Below are 17,485 nucleotides of genomic sequence, written 5' to 3'. Positions count from 1 at the left end.
TACTCGAACCATCAGCCCCGACCCCTCCGCCACGCCCTTGGCTTCTCGCCCGGGGCCACGCCGAGCGGCTCCCGCACGGCCGGGCGTACCGGTGGCCGCTGCCCGTCCTTGTGCGCGTCTTCGAACCACCAGGTAGCGTTGATGACGTGCGTTCCGCCCACACCGCCGCGGCATAGCCCGGCGGGGCAGCCGTGGATGTCGGCAGAGGAACGGGATCACATGGCACAGCACCGCTTCCATGTCGGCGCGCAGGCCGCAGCAGCCGCTCTGGCCCTCCTGGCAGCCCTTGCCCCGACGCAGGCCGACGCCGCACCACCGCCCCCCGACACCACTCACACCCCGGGCCCCGGTACGGCCACCGCGTCACGCTTCGTCGCCTCACGTTTCGTCGCTTCACGCTTCGTACCGGGTCCCTGCCCCAAGACACCCGAACCGATCGAAGCGCTGGCCACCGCCCGGTGCGGTGTCCTGGAGGTCCCCGAGAACCGTGCCCGCCCCGGCGGCCGGACCATCCGGCTGGCCGTTGCGGTCATCCCGCCCGTCTCGGCGAAGCCCGCCCAGGACCCCGTGGTGTTCATGTCGGGCGGCCCCGGTGGCGAGACGTTCGACGACCTCCCGTTCCTGGTCTCCTCCGGCCTGAACCGGGACCGCGAACTGATCGTCATGGCCCAGCGCGGCAATCTCTACGACGAGCCCAACCTCGCCTGCCCGGAGCTGGACCATTTCTACGCCCGGTCCGTGGGGATCCCGTCCTACGCACCGCAGACGGAAAGGCTCATGCTCGACGCGGTGAAAGTGTGCCGGGACCGCCTGGCAGCCGACGGGACCGACCTGAGCGCCTACAACAGCGCCGAGAACGCCGCCGATTTCGCCGACCTGCGCACGGCACTGGGCATCAAGCAGTGGAACGTCTACGGCCACTCCTACGGCAGCAACCTGGCCCTGACCTACCTGCGCCTGCACCCCCAGGGGATCCGCGCGGTGGCGCTGGACTCGATCGCCCCCTCCCAGTACGTCTCCCTGCCGTTCGCCTGGGCCACCGCCCGGGAAGGGCTCGACAACCTGTACAAGGCGTGCGCCGCCGAGCCCCGCTGCAAGAGCCGCTACCCGGACCTCGAACGCACGCTGAACGAGCAGGTGCGCAAGCTCGAGGCCAAGCCGCTCACCCTGAGCGTCCGGCCGCCGCAGGGCGGCGACCCGGTGAAGGTCGTCCTCGACGGCGGGGCGCTGGTGAACCTGCTGGTCGCCAAGGCGATCCCGTTCAAAGACGTCCCGGCGGCGATCGACGAGCTCGGCCGCGGACGTCCTGAGCGCTTCGCCCGGGCCCGCGCCGCCGGCTCGGTCCAGGTGGTGGGCCAGACCGCCCACGGTCTGACGGAATCGGTGGTGTGCAGCGAGTGGGTGCCCGATCACTCGCCGTCCGACGTGCTGAAGGCAGGCCGCGAAGCGTTCCCCCAATGGCCGCAATCGGTCCAGGCCCAGGCGCCCCAACTGGCCTTCCAGGACCGCCTGTGCCGTGTCTGGAACGTCCCGGACCGCGCCGCCGGCCAACGGGTGGCCACCACCAGCGCGGTGCCGACGCTCTTCATCAACGGAACCTTCGACATGAAGACCAGTCCCAGCTGGGCGCGCAAGGCGGCCGGTTCGCTGTCCCGCGCGACCACCGTGGAGGTGCCCGGGATCGGGCACTGGGTGGTCCCGCAGTCCCCCTGCGCCCAGAAAGTGCTGGCGTCCTTCCTCACCCGCCCGACCGCGCCCGACACCGGCTGTGTGGCGGGGCTCAGGTGGGAACCGTTCACGATCACCCCGAAGTGAACCGGAGGACAGATGGCACGGTCACGCGGACGACGGTTGCCCACCAGGTCGTCCGCAGCGGCGACCGGATCGCGCCGTGAACCCGCTCCGTTCCAGGAATGAAGGAGGGGTGCTGCCCGTGAACCGGATGGCGTCGCTGTGCACTGCCGGGGGAGCCATGGTCGTGCTCGTACTGGCCGGTGTCCAACCCCCCCCAGGCGTACGCGACCGACGAGGACCGCGAGAAGCGCAGTGCGGAGGTTCTCCAGGAACTGGTGCCCTCTCCCGATGGGCCCGGATGCGCCGCAGCAGTCGGCAGACGCGGCAACGTGGTCTGGGAGGCGGGGAGGGGGAAGGCCGATGTGGCGACCGGGCGAGCGATCACGCCGGCGACGGTCTTCGACATGGCATCCAACTCCAAGCAATTCACGGCAGACGCCATCCTCCTGCTCGCCGGCCGCCACCGCCTCGCCCTCAACGACCCCCTGTCCAAGTTCCTCGACAACGCACCCGCCTGGACGCGAAGCGTCACGCTGGCCGACCTGATGCATCACACCAGCGGCATTCCCGACTACCAGGACCTGCTGGAGGACAAGGGCGTCAAACTGACGGATCCAGCCGGCCAGCAGGAGGCGATCACGGCCGTCCTCGCCTCACGGCCGGAAGATCCGCCGGGCCGACGCTTCTCCTACTCCAACTCCAACTACGTGCTCCTCGCCCACGTCGTCGAAAAGGTCACCGGCACACCATTCCCGACGTTCATCCAACGGGAGTTCTTCACCCCACTACACCTGCGCATGACCTTGGCCCCGGCAACCGAGGTCCCCGGCAAGGCAAAGTCGTACGACGAGAAGGGCGGCTCCTTCACCCCCAACTCCTCTCCCTGGAAACAGTACGGAGACGGGTCCGTCCAAACCACCCCGGGCGAGCTCGTCCGCTGGGCCGACAATTACCGCACCGGGCGCGTCGGTGGAACGCAACTGCTCGCCGGAGTCACCGAAGGAGCGGTGAATACGGGAGGTGTCCTGAGCGCACGGGGCGTCAAAGAAGGGCGATACGGGGCCGGAATCGTCCTTCTCCCCGACAAGAGCCTGGTCCACCGCGGCGACTGGGAGGGGTTCCACAGCACCTTCAAGGTCAGCCCGGACCGCAACACCGCAGTCGCCGTCGTGTGCAACGTGGAACCCCCCGACAGTCTGCCCGCGGCAAATCAGCTGCTCGACATCTGGACCAAATGACGCGGCCGAGCAGCCCGACGGCGCCCCGGGCCTGCCGGCACTAGCGCGCAGCCCGGGCTGCCGCCTCTCGGGCGACGTCGGCGTAGATGCGGAAGAGGACCGGGCGGGTTTCGTCGTGTTCCCGTTCGTGCAGAGCCGCCCAGCACCGGGCGATGAGCTCCCGGGCCTGGGCGCCGGGCCAGGGCTGGGGCAGGAGCTCAGGCGGCAACAGCGGGTCGGGCTCCATGGCGCGGGTGAGTTCGGCGGCCAGCTCGACCGCGATGGTGAGGAGCGCGGACGGCGTGGGTGCGGACGGGGAGGGTGCGGACGGGGAGGGTGCGACGGGGCCGGTGAGCCGGGCGAGGCGGGGCCGGGCGATACGGCTCAGGCGGTGGTAGCGGTCGGCGATCTCCTGCACGGACCACAGGTGGCCGGCGAGTTCGGCAGGCTCTTGGATGTCGCCCTTGCGCAGGTCCGTCGTGGTGAGGAGGGTGAGCGCGCCATGGGCGCCGAGGCGGTGGGCGGCCTCTTCGACGTACGGTTCCCAGGCGTTGGCGCAGACGTACAGCCCGCCCTGGAGCGGGGCACCGCCCAGGTGGACGAGCGTCTCACGCAGGGCGTCCCGGGCCGTGCGCGCCGATTCGGGCATCGCGAAGGCGGCCAGGTGCCAGACGCCGTCCCAGGGCGCGAGCCCGGCGTCTTGCTGGAACGCGTGCCGCAGAAAGTCCGCGTTGGGGGCCAGGACGCGCGTGGTGTCCGCGGTCGCGCGCAGCTCCGCCTTGCGGCCACGGCCCTCGTGCGTGAACCGGCCCTCGGCCACGAGGCGTTTGACGCACAGCCGCACCTGCTGGTCGCTCATGCCCAGGGTGTTGGCGACGCTGTACAGCTCGTCCGCGCCGACGGTGCCGTCCTCGCGGATCAGCGCGTTGACGAGCATGCGGGTGGGGACCTCGACGTGGTCCGTCTCGGTGCTCACAGTTCTCTCGCCCCTTTCATCGTGACCGTTCGACGCATGGTGGTCACCGCTCCGAATCCCAGCAGTCCGCGTAGGTAGGGAGTGTGCTCGGTGCGTACGGCCGTGAAGCCGCGCCGCTCGTACAGGGCCCTGGCCCGCGGATTGGTGTCGATCACATCCAGTCTGATCTCCCGGCAGCGCTGCTCCGCCGCGACGGCGGCCACTTCCTCGATGAGCAGGCTACCGACGCCACGGCCGCGCAGGGCCGGGTCCACGGCGATGCCGTCCATGACGAGCTGTCCGGGAGCCGGACGGCGTTCGAACAGGGCGAGGAGCAGGAGCCTGTGCAGTCCCCGCAGGTGTCCGTACACGCGCAGTACGGCGGAGGCCGACCCCCCGGTGAGGGCGCGACCGCCGAGCTGGTAGCCGGCGAGGCCGACGAGCCGCCCGTCGAGGAGCGCGCACACCGCGCGATCGGCGTTCAGGTGGGCGGCGATGAAGGGCACGGCCTTGTCCGGCGGGTTCAGCGCGGGGCCGAGCTTGCGGCCGAAAGCGTCCCAGTAGAGCTCGGCGGCCCGCTGCTCGGCGCCGGCCGGAACACCCCGCCGGACCGTTACCGGTCCGGTTCCCGTGGTGCCCGTCGTGTCCAGTCCCATGCCGTTCCCCTCCTTGACGCTGCAATCCTCACTCAAAACTATCACTTTCCAAACGACCGTCGATGTAATGATAGTTTCTGTCAGGCGCACGTCGAACGTCGAACCGACATCCGAACCGAGGCGGTCAGATCCATGAGTCCGAAGATCCACCCCAGACGGCGGCGCGGGCTCCGCACCGCCGTGTGGTCATGCGTCACAGCCCTGGTCGTCGCCGTCGGCCTCGTCGGTGCGGTGTTGTGGCAGAACTCCTACGACATGAACGAGCAGCGGGTCTCGATCCGTCACGGCGGCCAGGTCCTCAACGGAGTACTGGCCACCCCCAGGGACGGCCGCAAACGCCACGGCCTGGTCGTGTACGTCCACGGCGACGGCCCCCTCGACGCCACCCACGACGACGGCTACCAGCCCATGTGGGAAGCGAACGCCAAGGCGGGCTACGCCTCCCTGTCCTGGGACAAGCCCGGCGTCGCGGGGGCGCCGGGCGACTGGCTCGGCCAGTCCATGGACGACCGGGCCGACGAGGCGGCCGCCGCCATCACATGGGCGCGCGCCCGCCCCGACATCGACGGCGACCGGATCGGGCTCTGGGGCGCCAGCCAGGCGGGCTGGGTCCTGCCGAAGATCGCCGCCAAGACGCCCGTGAGCTTCGTCATCGCCGTCTCGCCCGCGATCAACTGGCTGCAGCAGGGCCGCTACAACCTCCTTGCCGAACTGCGCGCCGAGGGCGCATCGACAGCCCGCACCGACGCGGCGATAGCCAGGAGCGACACCACCCGGCAGCTGCTGGAACACCACGCGACCTTCGAGGAGTACGTCAAGGCCATGGGCGGCGACCCGGACGGCATGACCACCGACCGCTGGCGCTTCATCTCCAAGAACTACACCGCGGACGCCACCCGAGACCTACCCGCGCTGATCGGAGTACCGGTCCTGCTGACCCTCGCGGGCCATGACATCAACGTGGACACGGCCGACACGGAGCGCACCTACCGCAAGGTGCTGGACGCCGGCGGCGTGATGACGGCCAAGCACTACGCGGACGCGACCCATTCACTGCTCAAGCAGTCCATCGAGCAATCGAACCTCAGGATCACGCTCACCGCGCTTTTCTCGCCCCGCTCGCTCTTCGCGGAGGGATTCCTGGACGACCAACAACAGTTCCTCGAGCATCTCGACCGAGCAGCCGGCAAAGCCACTCCGTAACGGCCCAGCAAGCTGCTGCTGCCGTCGTCGAACGCTCCGGCCTCGAAGCGCTCCGCGCTGACGACGCCTCGGGGACTTCGACCCCGCCCCCATCCGTTCATCCGCCCTCCCGTGTGGCGACTGGTCTGGGACCGGCGTACGGCCTTGTCAGTGCCGGGGGAGAGGATGCCGGTATGACACTCCTGCCGATCACCGCGCCGGCCTCCCTGCTGGACGTCCACCGCCTTGACCCCGAGGCCCCCGGATGGGGATTCAAGGCTGACCATGCGGTGGCGACTGCGGCCGGCGACACTTACGTGCTGACCAGCCTGCGACGCTACCGCGCGCATGCGGCCGGCTCGGTCGATCCCGCCGAGCAGGACTTCGGCTACGGGCTGATCACCCGCTACGGCTCTGAGGGGATGCCCACCGCTACCGCCGTGTTCGGGCAGGCAGTGCCGGGCGGTGGCCCGTCGGCCATACCGGCGGGCGACGGGCCGACCCTGGCCGTCCTTCCGGACGGCGCGGTCGCCATCAGCTCCAGGCCCGGAAGCACCCACATCCTGTCCCCGGACCTGGACCAGGTCGTGGCCTCCTGGCCGATGGCCTGGGGCTGGGAGAAGCAGCAGGGCCCCGGAGACGACCCGTTCGCCGCGTCGATTTCCGTCACCCCAGCGGGTCGGCTCCTGTGCATGACCTCGGAGTACGGGCTCAGCAACTGGGCCGGCGCCCACCCCAACATCGTGGCCGTCTCCGAGCCTGGCACGGTTCTCGGCCCGGGACCCAAACCCGTGCTGCGCGCCGTCGCGACCCTGGACGCGCGCACCGACAGTCAGAACGCCACCGACGCGTACCCGCACGTGCGGTACGGCGACATGCCGGTCGGGCGCGGCAACCGACCGTCGCCCTCGTTGACCGAGGCCTTGTCGGAGCTCACCGGGACCCGCGGCAGCCTCTACGGCTACCTCGACTCCAAGATGACCCGCCCGGCGGCGCTCGGCGACGACTTGTTCGTCGTCCCTGTCTTCGGGAAGATCTACCGTTCGAGCAATCGGGGGCAGGAGTTCAGCTTCGCCCTCGTCGACGACCGCGGGGTGGTGCGGGGCAGGCTGGGCGGCTTGCACCTGCGCGACGACAGCCCGTTCACCGGCTTCGACTTCACCGTGGTCGCGGATCCGCACCGCGCCCGCGCGTTCCATCTCAACCGCTACGGTCTGTACGCCTGGAGCGCTGACGGCGAGCTGCGCGCACGGATATCCACTGCGGAGAAGCCGTTCAAGCCCCTCGTCCACTTCGCTCTGCTGGAATGCACACCAGCAGGGGAGTTGCTCCTCGCGCACCGCAAGCAGCACCTGCTGCTGCGCGTGCCCGTCCCGCAGGACCTGGACGGCCTGGCGGTGGCGGTGGAAGCCGCGCTGAAGGGGTACGGGCGCGAGCGCACCGCGCTGAAGAAGCAGTACGCGCCCGCGAACTGGCTCTGGTCGGACAGTGCGGCCACCGTGAAGTACCTCTGACGCCCCGTTGCCCTGATCGTCTCGGCTGCGATCTGTGACCTGCGACCTCCGGCCGGTGCGAATGCGGGCATCGGTGCGGCCGTCAGTCAGCGGTCAGCTGCCGCCTCGGTCGAGCTGCTGCGGTGTGGGGCTGGACCGTTCTGGCGTGAGCGTTCCGACTTCCGGCGTGCTGCGCGTACGAGCAGCCCCAGGGCATATGCCTGGAAGGTGTACGAGAACAGCAGGAGACAGCACACCACGAGGTCTGTCTCGGCCCAGGTTCCGAGAGACTTGACGACGACGAGAAGGACGGCGCCTGTGGGCAGGGTGAGTGCCACGCCCAACAGCCCGGCCACGTAACTGCCGTTCACCCCGAAGCCGAACAGGAGGAAGAAGGCGGCAAGGGCGAGGTAAGACACCGACAGCCAATTGCCGAAGGCCGTGCGCACAAACGTGCGCAGTCCGGAACGCATGCTCCTCCTGATTTTGGTTCCCAGCGGGGCCAGTGGCCGGTGGCCGGTAACCGCGGCCCGCGGTGATCACCATGATGGTGCCGCCCCGCCAACAGCGTCAGAGTAGTCGTACTCAAATGAGGGCCGCCGGCCAGTAGCACGCGCCCGCGCAGGCGCGCAGGGCCGGGGAGCCGAGGACGGGAGCCGAGGACGGCGGCCTTCGGTCGGTCGCACGACGCACGCCCCCAGGGAGCGCTACGCCGGTCGGCCCACGCCGGGCTGCGCGCCGGCTGGACGGTGCTTACCGTGACCGGATGATCCTCAGTCCGTCCGTACGCAGGCTGCTCTCCTGTGCGGCCGCTCTGGCCGCCGGTGTGGGCGTCGTCTTCACGCCGTCGTTCGCCGGCGCGGCCCGAGCCGAGCCCGCGCCCCCGCGGGCAGCGGCTCCGCCGGACCCGGCTCTCCTGTACCGCCCTGGCGTCCACCTGCGGGCACGCCAGGGCGTGCCCGCCCTGCCCGACGACATCTCCGCGCTGTCCTGGCTGGTGGCCGATGCCGGCAGCGGTGACGTACTCGCCGCCCACGACGCCCACCTGGGCCTGCCGCCGGCCAGCACCATGAAGACGCTCTTCGCGCTGACGGCCTTGCCCCGCCTTCCGCGTACCGGCACCCACACGGTCACCGACGAAGAACTCGCCCAGGTGGGTGAAGGCAGCAGCCTGGTGGGCCTCGACCCCGGTCGTACCTATCAGATCGCAGACTTGTGGAAAGGCGTCTTCCTCAGCTCGGGCAACGACGCCGTCCACGTCCTGGCCGCGATGAACGGCGGCTGGGCGCAAACGGCCGCGCAGATGCAGGCCAGGGCTCGCGCCCTGGGAGCACGGGACACCCACGTCGTCTCCCCGGACGGCTACGACGCCGACGGCCAGGTGTCCTCCGCGTACGACCTCGCCGTCTTCGGCCGCGCGGGCCTCGCCGATCCCGACTTCGCCCGGTACGCGGCGCTGGCCGACGCCCCGTTTCCCGGGGACACGGACGCCGCGGGCCGGCCGAGCTGGACGTACGGCATCGAGAACACCAACCGGCTGCTCACCGGTGAGGACGGAGTCGAACGCTACCCGGGCATCATCGGCATCAAGAACGGCTACACCTCCAGCGCCGGATTCACCCTCGTCACCGCCGCGCGACGCGGTGGCCGTACCCTCCTGGTCACTGTCATGAACCCCCAGCAAGGCGGCGCCTTCGCGGTGTACGACGAGGCGCGGGCCCTGTTGGACTGGGGCTTCGCCGCCGCCGGACGGGTGGACCCGGTCGGATCGCTCCAGCCGCCGCCCGCCAAGTTCACCCGCACCGGTCCGCCTCCGGTGGCCGCTGCCACGTCCTCCATGGAGCCGGAAACCGGCTACGCATGGTCCGCCGTCCTCCTCGCGGGCGCCGGCGCCGCCGGGACAGCCGTGTACCGCCTCCGACGCCGGCTGCCGCACCGGAAGCCCGGATCGAACGCCGGACCGGACCCTGACGCGTCGCAAAGGGACTGATGCGGAAAGGGGGGAAACGCATCTCCCCCGAACGGGGCCCGGTTGTCGGTTGTCGTCTCCCGCGGAAGGAGGGACCACGGAAACGGCAGTGACCGCTGCGCGAACTGGAACGCAACGCGGGCGTCGGCGTGACCGCCACACGGCCAGAACGGAAAATGTTTTCCGCTGACGCCTATTGAAGGCCCGTCGGTTGGGAATGCTGCGTGTAATCTCCCGCCTCTGCTCGACGCTCCGTCACCGCGTCGTCCGGGCGGCGGGCCTTCCGTTCTGAGCTCTCGGGAGGTACCACGCCATGCAGTCGAACCCCACTCCGCAGCCGGCCCGCAGCCGTCGCGATCTCCTCACTGGCCTCGGTGCGGCCGCTGCCGCCCCGCTCCTCCTCGGTGTCACCGCCCGCTCCGCCCCCGGCGACGGCCCCGCCCACCGGCCCGTCCCGGTCAGCCGCACCGTCCTGCTCCGGGGCGCCGCCCTCGTGCTCACCATGGACCCTGGCTTAGGCAGCGGCCCCCTCGGCTCGGTGGAGAACGCCGACGTCCTGATGCGGAACGGAGCCATAGCCTCCGTGGGCAAGGCCCTCCAGGCTCCGCCCGGCGCACGGGTGGTGGACGCCTCGGGCAAGCTGGTCATGCCGGGCTTCGTCGACACGCACACCCACCTCTGGCAGGCGGCGATCCGCGGAGGCTGTACCGACGGCAACCTGTTCGGCTGGTTCGAACGGTGCACCGACCCCGCACGCGGCCGGCTGACCCCCGAGGCGCTCCACAGTTTCGTGCGCCTCGCAGCCCTCGACGCCGTCCAGTCGGGCGTGACCACCCTCGTGGACTGGGTGGACATCTTCGCCTACGACCTCATCGAGAGCTACGTACGGGCGCTGGCCGACACAGGGGTGCGGTTCACGTACGCGTTGTTTCCGCCCAAGCCCGACGGGGCGCTGGTCACGAAGGTGAAGAAGGACCTCGTGGACCCGGTACCGCTCGGTTCCTTCCAGGTCGCCACGCACGCGGCGCGGGCAGCCCAGCACCTCAACCGCGCGCACTGGGAGGCCGCCCAGGACCTGGGAGTCATGCTCAACTCCCATGTTCTGGAACGTCCTGAGCAGCGCGCGGACGATCCCATCGGGGTCCTGGCGGACATCGGCGCGCTGGGGCCGCGGCTCCTGATCAACCACGCGATCCACCTGAGCGACGAGGAGATCGCCGCTGTCGCAGAGCACGATGCGCGTGCGGTGCACTGCCCGCTGAGCAACATGCGTCTGGCCTCCGGTGTCATGCGGCTCTCGGAGTTCAGACGACGGGGCGTCAAGGTCGGTCTCGGGCTGGACGGTGGTACCAACGACACCTCGGACTTCCAGGCGCTGATGAAGGCGGCCATCGGCCTGCAACGCTCCCGTGCGATGGACGCCGGGGTCTATCCGCAGGTGCACGACGTCCTGCGGATGGCCACCTTGGGTGGCGCCGAGGCCCTCGGCATCGCCGACCGGGTGGGCTCGCTGACTCCCGGCAAGCGGGCTGACGTGGTCATCATCGACCCGGCGGCCCTGAACTTCGCTCCGCGCTTCGAGTGGGTCGGCCAGATCGTCTTCAACGGGCGGCCCGAGAACATCGACTCCGTGTTCGTGGACGGACGCCCGCTGAAATTCGGTGGCCGACTCGTCGACATCGACACGAGCCGCGTAGTGCGGGAGGCCGAGGCGGCGGCCACCCGCCTCCGCGTGGCCGGATAGCCGCCCCTGGAGTCTGTCCGTCCGGCGTCAGAGTGCGTCCGGGGGCCATCGGCAGTGGCGGGCCCGTCGGGGCGGAGGGGATGTGGAGGGTGCCCGCCGGCGCAGCGCACGTGCTGACGCTGATCGACCTGCCCACCGACGTGCCTCCGGAACGGCTTGTCGCACTCGCCCTCGTGCTGGGCACGACCGGCATCGACGAGCCGCTCCTGGGCCGGTCATGCGTTCCCGCCCGGGCCGCGGCTGTCCGAGCGACTGACGGTCACTGCACCCCACTGGACCGGATACCTGAAATGACGGCGAACTGCCGCCACGCCCGTCCCGGGGGGTTCGCGAGATCACTTGCCTGGCAGTACATCTCCGTGTGTGGTGGCCGGGTTGATGGGGACAGGTGTGCGGCGCTGTCTCTTGTGGGTTAATCGAGCTCCGCCCATTCGGGGAAAAATCGGATGAGCGGCAATGTGAGTTTGCCGATTTTCCTCACAAAGATTTCCATGCAATGCGTTTGTATCAATCCCCTTCCGCGCCTTGTCCCCGGTTGGTGCGTGAATATCCCTGTGTAATATGCGGCGGCAACATGCCAGGGCTTCCCGGGCGAACGGTAGGGCTCGGTACGCCACAGCTCCCCACAGGAAATGGCCTCTTGATGAAGCTGAAAATCCAAGGCGCTCAGCGCCGCACTCTGTCCGGTTTTCTGGCCTCGGCCGCCGCCGTAACGGTTGCCGCTGTAATGGTCGCCGGATTGCCGACGCAGGCGCTGGCCATCGCGACGCCCGTGCCTCTGGGCACCACCGCCAGCTACTCCGTTCTGGCAGGGCAGGGTGTCACCAACACCGGCCCCACGGTGATCGACCACGACCTCGGGACGCACCCGAACCCGGCCATCACGGGGTTCCCGCCCGGCCTGGTGCTCGGTGCCGTGCACCCCGCGGACGCGGCGGCCCTCCAGGCCAAGAGCGATCTGATCGTGGCGTACAACAACGCGGCCGGTCAGGCCGAGAACTTCGACCTTCCGGCGGCAATCGGATCGGGGACGTCCGGCCCCACGGAGCTGATTCCGGGCGTCTACACGAGAGACCCCGCCGGCAGTGTCGGACTCACCGGCGACCTGGTCCTGAACGCCGGGGGAAACCCCAACGCGGTCTGGGTGTTCCAGATTCCTGCAGCCCTGACGACCGCAACCTCCAGCCGGATCCTCCTCACGAACGGCGCTTCGCCGTGCAACGTGTACTGGCAGATCGGGAGTTCGGCGGAGCTCAACACCAACACCACCTTCGTGGGCACCATCATGGCCCTGACCTCGATCTTCCTGCGAACGGGGACGAACATCGAGGGTCGGGCACTGGCCCGTAACGGCGAGGTGACCATGGACAACAACCGGATCTTCCTCGGCGGGTGCGCCACCGGCGGCACGACCACCGGCACGACCACCGGCACGACCACCGGCACGACCACCGGTACGACGACCGGAACGACCACTGTCGGTACGACCGCCGGAACGCCGACCGCCGGATCGACGACCGGTACGACCGTGGGTCTGATTGGTGGCGGCCTCCTGGGCGGACCGATCGTCGACCTCGTGTCCGGCGGTACTTCGGGGAACATCGCCGGAAACACCTCCGGCAACACCGCGGGCAACACGGCCGGGAACACGACCGGTGGGAACACGACCGGCGGCATCACGACCGGCGGGACGATCACCGGCGGCAACGTCACCGGCGGGGGACCCGGCGGCAAGCCCGGCGGTCCGGACCATGGCGGGCCGGGCAAGGGGCCGGGCAAGGGATACGAGAAGGGACACGGTAAGCCGGGGCACGACCACGGCCACGGCGTGAAGCCCGCCGAGCACTACGGCTACAGCAACAAGCCCGCGGGCTACGAGGGTCCCAAGGGCTAGGCGGCAGGCTGCACGAAGCCCGTTCATCGGATGACGGCGTGCGGCGGGATCCTCGTCGAATCCGCCGCACGCCGTCGGTGAGAGCCGCAGAGACCTCAGGCGAACAGCAGACATGAGAAAGACCGGGTGGGCGGTGTCGAGCGGAATTGAAACTGCGGGCGGGAAGGTAATTCATCAGTGCGATTCCGGCCCGGCCCTCCAGGCGCGTCATGACAAAGCGGCCGGTTCGGTCAAGCGGCCCATGGGTGTTCGGGTGGTGAAAGCAGGGCTGTACATCGCCGTAGTCCTCTGCCTGGTGACGAGTCTGGTCCATGTCGTCCTGGTGTTCCTTCACGTGGCTCCCTCCAACCCCGTATCGAAGCGGTACAGCTCACAGGTCAACGGATGGGTGTACCCGCTCTTCGAACAGAACTGGCGGCTCTTCGCCCCGGACCCCGACTCCTTCAACCGGAAGATCCTGGCGAGAACCGCACGCACTGACCCCAACGGATCGGTGCGGGTGACCCCCTGGTTCGACCTGGCTGCCGTGGACAATTCCGCAGTCGACCACAATGTGTTTCCGAGCCATACGTCTCAGAACCTTCTGCGCCGCGCCTGGACCTCTTATGTCGAGACACACGGGGGAAGCGACACGGCACGCTCGGAACGGGCCGTGATGTTGCAGAAGTACCTTCGCAACATCGCCGTGGACCGCGTCGCTGCCCACAACGACGGCGGCACGTTCGACTTCATTCAGCTTCGGGTCGTCACACTGCCCGTCGCCGCGCCCGGCACCGCGGCCGGGAACCGTCCGCCGGCGCCCACCGAGGACCGGCTCCTGCCCTGGTGGAAGGTGACGTCCCATGGGAATTGAGCAGATCCCCCAGCCCCCTACCACGGCAGCCGCGCCGCACCGGCCGGCGACCCGAGAGACTTCGGTCGCCGGCACGGCCCACCGGTGGCTCCTCGACCGGATCGGTGCTCTGTGGGCGCTTCTCACCGACCGACCCGTGTCCCTGTACGCCGCATCGGTTCTGCGCATCGGCTACGGGCTGCTTTACCTGATGTTCCTGCTGCGCGAGTTCCCGCACCGTGACGAGATCTGGGGCCCCGGCTCCCCCTGGTCACCGGCCATGGCACAACAGCTCTTCGACCAGACGGGCTGGAACAGCATCCTGATCCTGTCCGACAGCCGTGCCTACTTCGAACTCTGCTACGCGACGGCCCTCCTCACGTCCGCGCTGTTCATGCTGGGCTGGCGGACCCGCGCCATGTCCGTCCTCTTCGCCGTGGTGGTGACCTCGTTCCATGCCAGATCGATCTTCATGACGGACGGGGGCGACAACCTGATCCTGCTGATGGCCCTCTACCTCGTCCTCACCGCCTGCGGCCGGCGATGGTCCTTGGACGCACGCAGAAACCGGCTGGGGCCGGCTCGTGCGGGCAACGCGCCGGAGCCGGTGAGGAGCTACTTCGCACGACAACTCCACGATGCCCGCATCACCTTGACGACGGTGGTGCACAACTGCGGCATCCTCGTCATCGCAGCACAGGTCTGCTTCCTCTACGGATCAGCCGGCCTGTACAAGATCCAGGGCCCGACGTGGGGCGGCGGCACGGCGCTCCACTACGCGCTGAACCTCGAACTCTTCCAGCCCTGGCCCGCGCTCTCCCACCTCGTGGACGAGTACCCGATGGTGATCGCGATCGCCGGCTACATGACGGTGCTTTTGCAGGTCGCGTTCCCGTTCGTGCTCTTCGGCAGGCTCAAGTATCCCGTTCTGACCGTGCTGCTGGGCATGCACATCGGCATCGCAGTGTTCTTGGGACTGCCCCTCTTCTCCGGCGCGATGATCGTTGCGGACGCCGTGTTCCTTCCCGACCGCTTCTATGCCCTTCTGCCTCGCCTGTGGCGGCGCGCAGCACAGCGCGCAGGGACGGCTCGGCCGGCGCCCGGCCGAGCGGCAGGATCCGGAATCGTACCCCCGCAGGGTGGTTCCGGCGTGCCCAGTTCCAAGCAGCGAGCAGTTCCTGCACAGACGAACGCCACGCTGTCCAACGGGCTCGCATCCGAGCAGAGCTGAGCAGTCGCGCGGACCGCTCCGGCGGTGGAGGGGCAGTGGGGCTTGACGATGTTGCGGCCGGTGGCGGCGAGGTGTCACACCAACGACCCCGGCACGTTCACACGCTGGCTGGCCCCTGGGGGGCATATTACGCAGAAACCTGCACCGGCTTGCGCTTCGGCCTGACAATTTCTGTGCAATATTCCATTCGCATGGATGAAAAAGTAACATAAGATCATGCTGATTCTTCTTATTCAAACCGGAAAATACGGCCGGTTGGGTGAGAATCAATGCGCCCCGAGGCCGCTCTTCGCCCGGCGCTCACACCGTGTGCGACACGGCGCCTAAGTGGATCCTGCTGACCGCGCCGTGGCAATCTGCTCGCCTGTGCCAGGCCTTTTGAGCGGAGGTACCCGTCCTGTGGGCGTCACTGTCAATCCCACCGTCAGTAGGCGCCGACTGGGGTCGGAGCTGCGCCGGCTCCGGGAAACCAGCGGTATGACGACACAGCAGGTGGCGAAGTGCCTGCTGATCTCCCAGCCCAAGATCAGTCTGCTGGAGAACGGCCGCCGCCTCGTCAAGCCGCGCGACCTGCGCGATCTCTGCGAGCTGTACGGAGTTCAGGATCAGCGGCGGGTCGACCATCTGATGCAGCTGGCCAGGGAATCGAGTCAGCAGGGCTGGTGGAACTCCTACGGCGACATCCCCTACGGCGACTACATCGGCCTGGAGGCCGGGGCGGCGGCGATCCGGCTCTACGAGCCGCTGATGATCCCCGGCCTGCTGCAGACCCCCGCCTACGCCCGGGCGATCATCGCAGGAACGATCCCTCACATCACGGCCGAACAGGCTGCCGCACGCCTCAAGGTGCGCCTGCGGCGTCAGGACCGGCTGGCGGCCCCGCGCAAACCGCTTCGCTTGTGGGCCGTACTCGACGAGTCGGCACTTCGCCGCGTCGTGGGCGGCCGCGAGGTCATGCGCGGGCAACTGGACCATCTGACCCGCCTCGGCTCCCACCCGCACATCACCGTGCAGGTCCTCCCTCACGGTGTGGGTGCGCACCCGGGCGTCTCGGGACAGTTCTCGCTGCTCGAGTTCGCCGACGCCACCGATGTGAGCGTGGTCTATCTGGAAAGGTTCACCAGCGACCTCTATCTGGAGAAACGATCCGAAGTGCGGCTCTACAGGGACATGTACGCGCACCTGCAGGCCCAGGCGCTGAGCCCGGACAGCACCCGGCACCTCATCAACGAAGCCATCAAGGCGTACGCCGGTCCGGAGTTCCAGCCAGCCCACACGCCATCCCTGTCGAACCGGTGAGCGCCCTGCTCACGAACCCGTCCAGGTGCCGATTCGGCCGTGCCGGGGCAATCCAGCCCCGCTCGTCGTCGACCGGGGCTGTGGCACCTCCGGCCACTACGCCTTGGATCGGGTTGCCGGCTGATCCGCACCGACACACCATGCCTTGTGTGAGCCGTTCTGAGCCGAGGCCGGAACTGCGCCTCCAGGAGCGGTATGGGTTCCGGCGGACCGGACTCCGCCGAACGCTGGGGCAGTGATGGTGACTTCGACGACGTGAGGGCCGCTCTCGGCGCTGATCGTTCGTGAGAGCTGCTGAGCCCCTGGACGATGTGTCCAGGGGCTCAGCAGTCGAACGGCGGACGTGACTTCCTACGTGCTCGACCGATCTCCAGCCCCCGCCGCCGACCCGTACGCAGCAGTCGGTGACGGGAGAGTGGAACGTGGGCCGATCCGGCCGAGTGCTCGTGACCGAAGGGTCAGGGGCGTGAGGTGGTCACGTCTGTGATGGGCTAGTCCTGTCGAGTCGCCGTACCTCGCCGGATTCTCTTCCTGGTGAAGAGGACCGAGCCTGCGACGAATGCCAGCACTGCCGCAGAGGTGGCCATGATGCCGGTCCCGCTGCTTGAGCCGGTTCCCTCCGGCTGCTGACCGGTGGCGGCGCTCACGTGCGCGAAGTTGACGCTCTTGGCCGCGTGGCCAGGACCCTCGGGACCAAGATCATCGTCTTGGCTGTGCGGAATGAAGCTGGCCCACGGCGGATTGCCCTCGTCGTGGTCGTCTTGACCGTTCTCGCCCTCGCCCTTGTCGTGCTCGCCCTTGTCGTGGTCGTGGTCGCCGTCCTCGTCCTTGTCGTGGCGGCCGTTCTCGCCCTTGTCCTTGTCTTTGTCCTTGTCCTTGTCCTTGTCGTGACCGTGATGGCCGTTCTCGTCCTTGTCCTTGTCGTGGCCGTGGTGCCCCTTCTCGCCCTTGTCGCCGCGAGGCCCCTTGGGTCCGGCGGGTCCGGTGGGTCCTACAGGTCCTGCGGGTCCTGCGGGTCCGGTCGGGCCGGGGGCGCCAGGAGCGCCGGGAGAGCCGGACGGGCCAGGTGAGCCGGGGGCGCCAGGTGCGCCGGGGGCGCCAGGTGCGCCGGGGGAGCCGGTCGGGCCGGGGGCACCGGGAGCACCGGGGGCGCCAGGGGCGCCGGGGGAGCCGGTCGGGCCGGGGGCACCAGGAGCGCCGGGGGCGCCGGGGGAGCCGG

Annotated in this window: 13 protein-coding genes and 1 pseudogene; 10 read left to right on the top strand and 4 right to left on the bottom strand. The window is 69.1% G+C overall.

Features of this window, described 5'->3' with window-relative positions; genetic code table 11:
• The first annotated feature begins 219 nt into the window (after window positions 1–219).
• Both ADK52_RS36625 and ADK52_RS36620 read left to right on the top strand, forming a co-directional pair.
• Window positions 220–1,815 (top strand): alpha/beta fold hydrolase, encoded by a 1,596-nt coding sequence (locus ADK52_RS36625; protein ID WP_053694157.1) that lies wholly within the window; start codon window positions 220–222, stop codon window positions 1,813–1,815.
• A 179-nt stretch (window positions 1,816–1,994) separates the two neighbouring features.
• Window positions 1,995–3,032, top strand: coding sequence for a serine hydrolase domain-containing protein (locus ADK52_RS36620; protein WP_324615958.1), 1,038 nt, complete (start codon window positions 1,995–1,997; stop codon window positions 3,030–3,032).
• Between the two features lie 40 nt (window positions 3,033–3,072).
• Here the strand turns inward: ADK52_RS36620 and ADK52_RS36615 are convergent, their stop codons facing one another.
• A complete protein-coding gene (locus ADK52_RS36615; RefSeq protein ID WP_053694169.1) occupies window positions 3,073–3,948 on the bottom strand; it encodes a PaaX family transcriptional regulator C-terminal domain-containing protein in 876 nt (291 codons plus the stop codon).
• Between the two features lie 35 nt (window positions 3,949–3,983).
• Complete coding sequence (locus tag ADK52_RS36610) at window positions 3,984–4,622, bottom strand: GNAT family N-acetyltransferase (RefSeq protein WP_053694155.1); 639 nt, start codon at window positions 4,620–4,622, stop codon at window positions 3,984–3,986.
• A gap of 132 nt (window positions 4,623–4,754) precedes the next feature.
• Between ADK52_RS36610 and ADK52_RS36605 the strand changes: the two genes are divergently transcribed.
• Both ADK52_RS36605 and ADK52_RS36600 read left to right on the top strand, forming a co-directional pair.
• A complete protein-coding gene (locus tag ADK52_RS36605; RefSeq protein WP_053694154.1) occupies window positions 4,755–5,825 on the top strand; it encodes an alpha/beta hydrolase family protein in 1,071 nt (356 codons plus the stop codon).
• 173 nt (window positions 5,826–5,998) lie between these two features.
• Window positions 5,999–7,318, top strand: a complete 1,320-nt coding sequence (locus ADK52_RS36600; RefSeq protein WP_053694153.1) for a hypothetical protein — start codon at window positions 5,999–6,001, stop codon at window positions 7,316–7,318.
• Window positions 7,319–7,404: 86 nt separating this feature from the next.
• Here the strand turns inward: ADK52_RS36600 and ADK52_RS36595 are convergent, their stop codons facing one another.
• Window positions 7,405–7,770: an SCO4225 family membrane protein gene (locus ADK52_RS36595; RefSeq protein ID WP_053694152.1), complete on the bottom strand. Its 366-nt coding sequence runs from the start codon at window positions 7,768–7,770 to the stop codon at window positions 7,405–7,407.
• 293 nt (window positions 7,771–8,063) lie between these two features.
• Here ADK52_RS36595 and ADK52_RS36590 point away from each other — a divergent pair, with 293 nt between their 5' ends.
• The 6 genes from ADK52_RS36590 to ADK52_RS36565 all read left to right on the top strand — a co-directional run bounded on the left by ADK52_RS36590 (window position 8,064) and on the right by ADK52_RS36565 (window position 16,266).
• Entirely contained in the window at window positions 8,064–9,287 is a 1,224-nt protein-coding gene (locus ADK52_RS36590; RefSeq protein ID WP_053694151.1) for a D-alanyl-D-alanine carboxypeptidase family protein, read from the top strand.
• Between the two features lie 292 nt (window positions 9,288–9,579).
• Window positions 9,580–11,010 carry an amidohydrolase family protein gene (locus tag ADK52_RS36585; protein WP_234344402.1) on the top strand — a complete coding sequence of 477 codons (1,431 nt, stop codon included), beginning with the start codon at window positions 9,580–9,582 and terminating at the stop codon, window positions 11,008–11,010.
• Between the two features lie 643 nt (window positions 11,011–11,653).
• Window positions 11,654–12,904, top strand: coding sequence for an ice-binding family protein (locus ADK52_RS36580; RefSeq protein ID WP_053694150.1), 1,251 nt, complete (start codon window positions 11,654–11,656; stop codon window positions 12,902–12,904).
• A gap of 112 nt (window positions 12,905–13,016) precedes the next feature.
• Entirely contained in the window at window positions 13,017–13,757 is a 741-nt protein-coding gene (locus ADK52_RS36575; RefSeq protein WP_053694149.1) for a DUF5819 family protein, read from the top strand.
• Window positions 13,747–14,967, top strand: coding sequence for an HTTM domain-containing protein (locus ADK52_RS36570; RefSeq protein WP_107090260.1), 1,221 nt, complete (start codon window positions 13,747–13,749; stop codon window positions 14,965–14,967). The genes ADK52_RS36575 and ADK52_RS36570 overlap by 11 nt, the downstream gene beginning before the upstream one ends.
• Before the next feature lie 399 nt (window positions 14,968–15,366).
• A complete protein-coding gene (locus ADK52_RS36565; RefSeq protein WP_053694148.1) occupies window positions 15,367–16,266 on the top strand; it encodes a helix-turn-helix domain-containing protein in 900 nt (299 codons plus the stop codon).
• Window positions 16,267–16,757: 491 nt separating this feature from the next.
• Here ADK52_RS36565 and ADK52_RS40910 read toward each other — a convergent pair.
• A pseudogene (locus ADK52_RS40910) lies at window positions 16,758–17,485 on the bottom strand (hypothetical protein); the annotation flags it as partial.

The organism is Streptomyces sp. WM6372, assembly GCF_001279655.1.
Taxonomy (GTDB): Bacteria; Actinomycetota; Actinomycetes; order Streptomycetales; family Streptomycetaceae; genus Streptomyces.
Note: the sequence above shows the minus strand (reverse complement) of the source record. Positions and strands in the feature narration are given on the sequence as shown.

Coding starts and splice junctions, on each gene's coding strand:
- ADK52_RS36585 (WP_234344402.1), top strand. CDS start 9,580: ATGCAGTCGAACCCCACTCCGCAGCCGGCCCGCAGCCGTCGCGATCTC.
- ADK52_RS36580 (WP_053694150.1), top strand. CDS start 11,654: ATGAAGCTGAAAATCCAAGGCGCTCAGCGCCGCACTCTGTCCGGTTTT.
- ADK52_RS36590 (WP_053694151.1), top strand. CDS start 8,064: ATGATCCTCAGTCCGTCCGTACGCAGGCTGCTCTCCTGTGCGGCCGCT.
- ADK52_RS36605 (WP_053694154.1), top strand. CDS start 4,755: ATGAGTCCGAAGATCCACCCCAGACGGCGGCGCGGGCTCCGCACCGCC.
- ADK52_RS36615 (WP_053694169.1), bottom strand. CDS start 3,948: ATGCTCGTCAACGCGCTGATCCGCGAGGACGGCACCGTCGGCGCGGAC.
- ADK52_RS36610 (WP_053694155.1), bottom strand. CDS start 4,622: ATGGGACTGGACACGACGGGCACCACGGGAACCGGACCGGTAACGGTC.
- ADK52_RS36595 (WP_053694152.1), bottom strand. CDS start 7,770: ATGCGTTCCGGACTGCGCACGTTTGTGCGCACGGCCTTCGGCAATTGG.
- ADK52_RS36570 (WP_107090260.1), top strand. CDS start 13,747: ATGGGAATTGAGCAGATCCCCCAGCCCCCTACCACGGCAGCCGCGCCG.
- ADK52_RS36575 (WP_053694149.1), top strand. CDS start 13,017: ATGAGAAAGACCGGGTGGGCGGTGTCGAGCGGAATTGAAACTGCGGGC.
- ADK52_RS36600 (WP_053694153.1), top strand. CDS start 5,999: ATGACACTCCTGCCGATCACCGCGCCGGCCTCCCTGCTGGACGTCCAC.
- ADK52_RS36625 (WP_053694157.1), top strand. CDS start 220: ATGGCACAGCACCGCTTCCATGTCGGCGCGCAGGCCGCAGCAGCCGCT.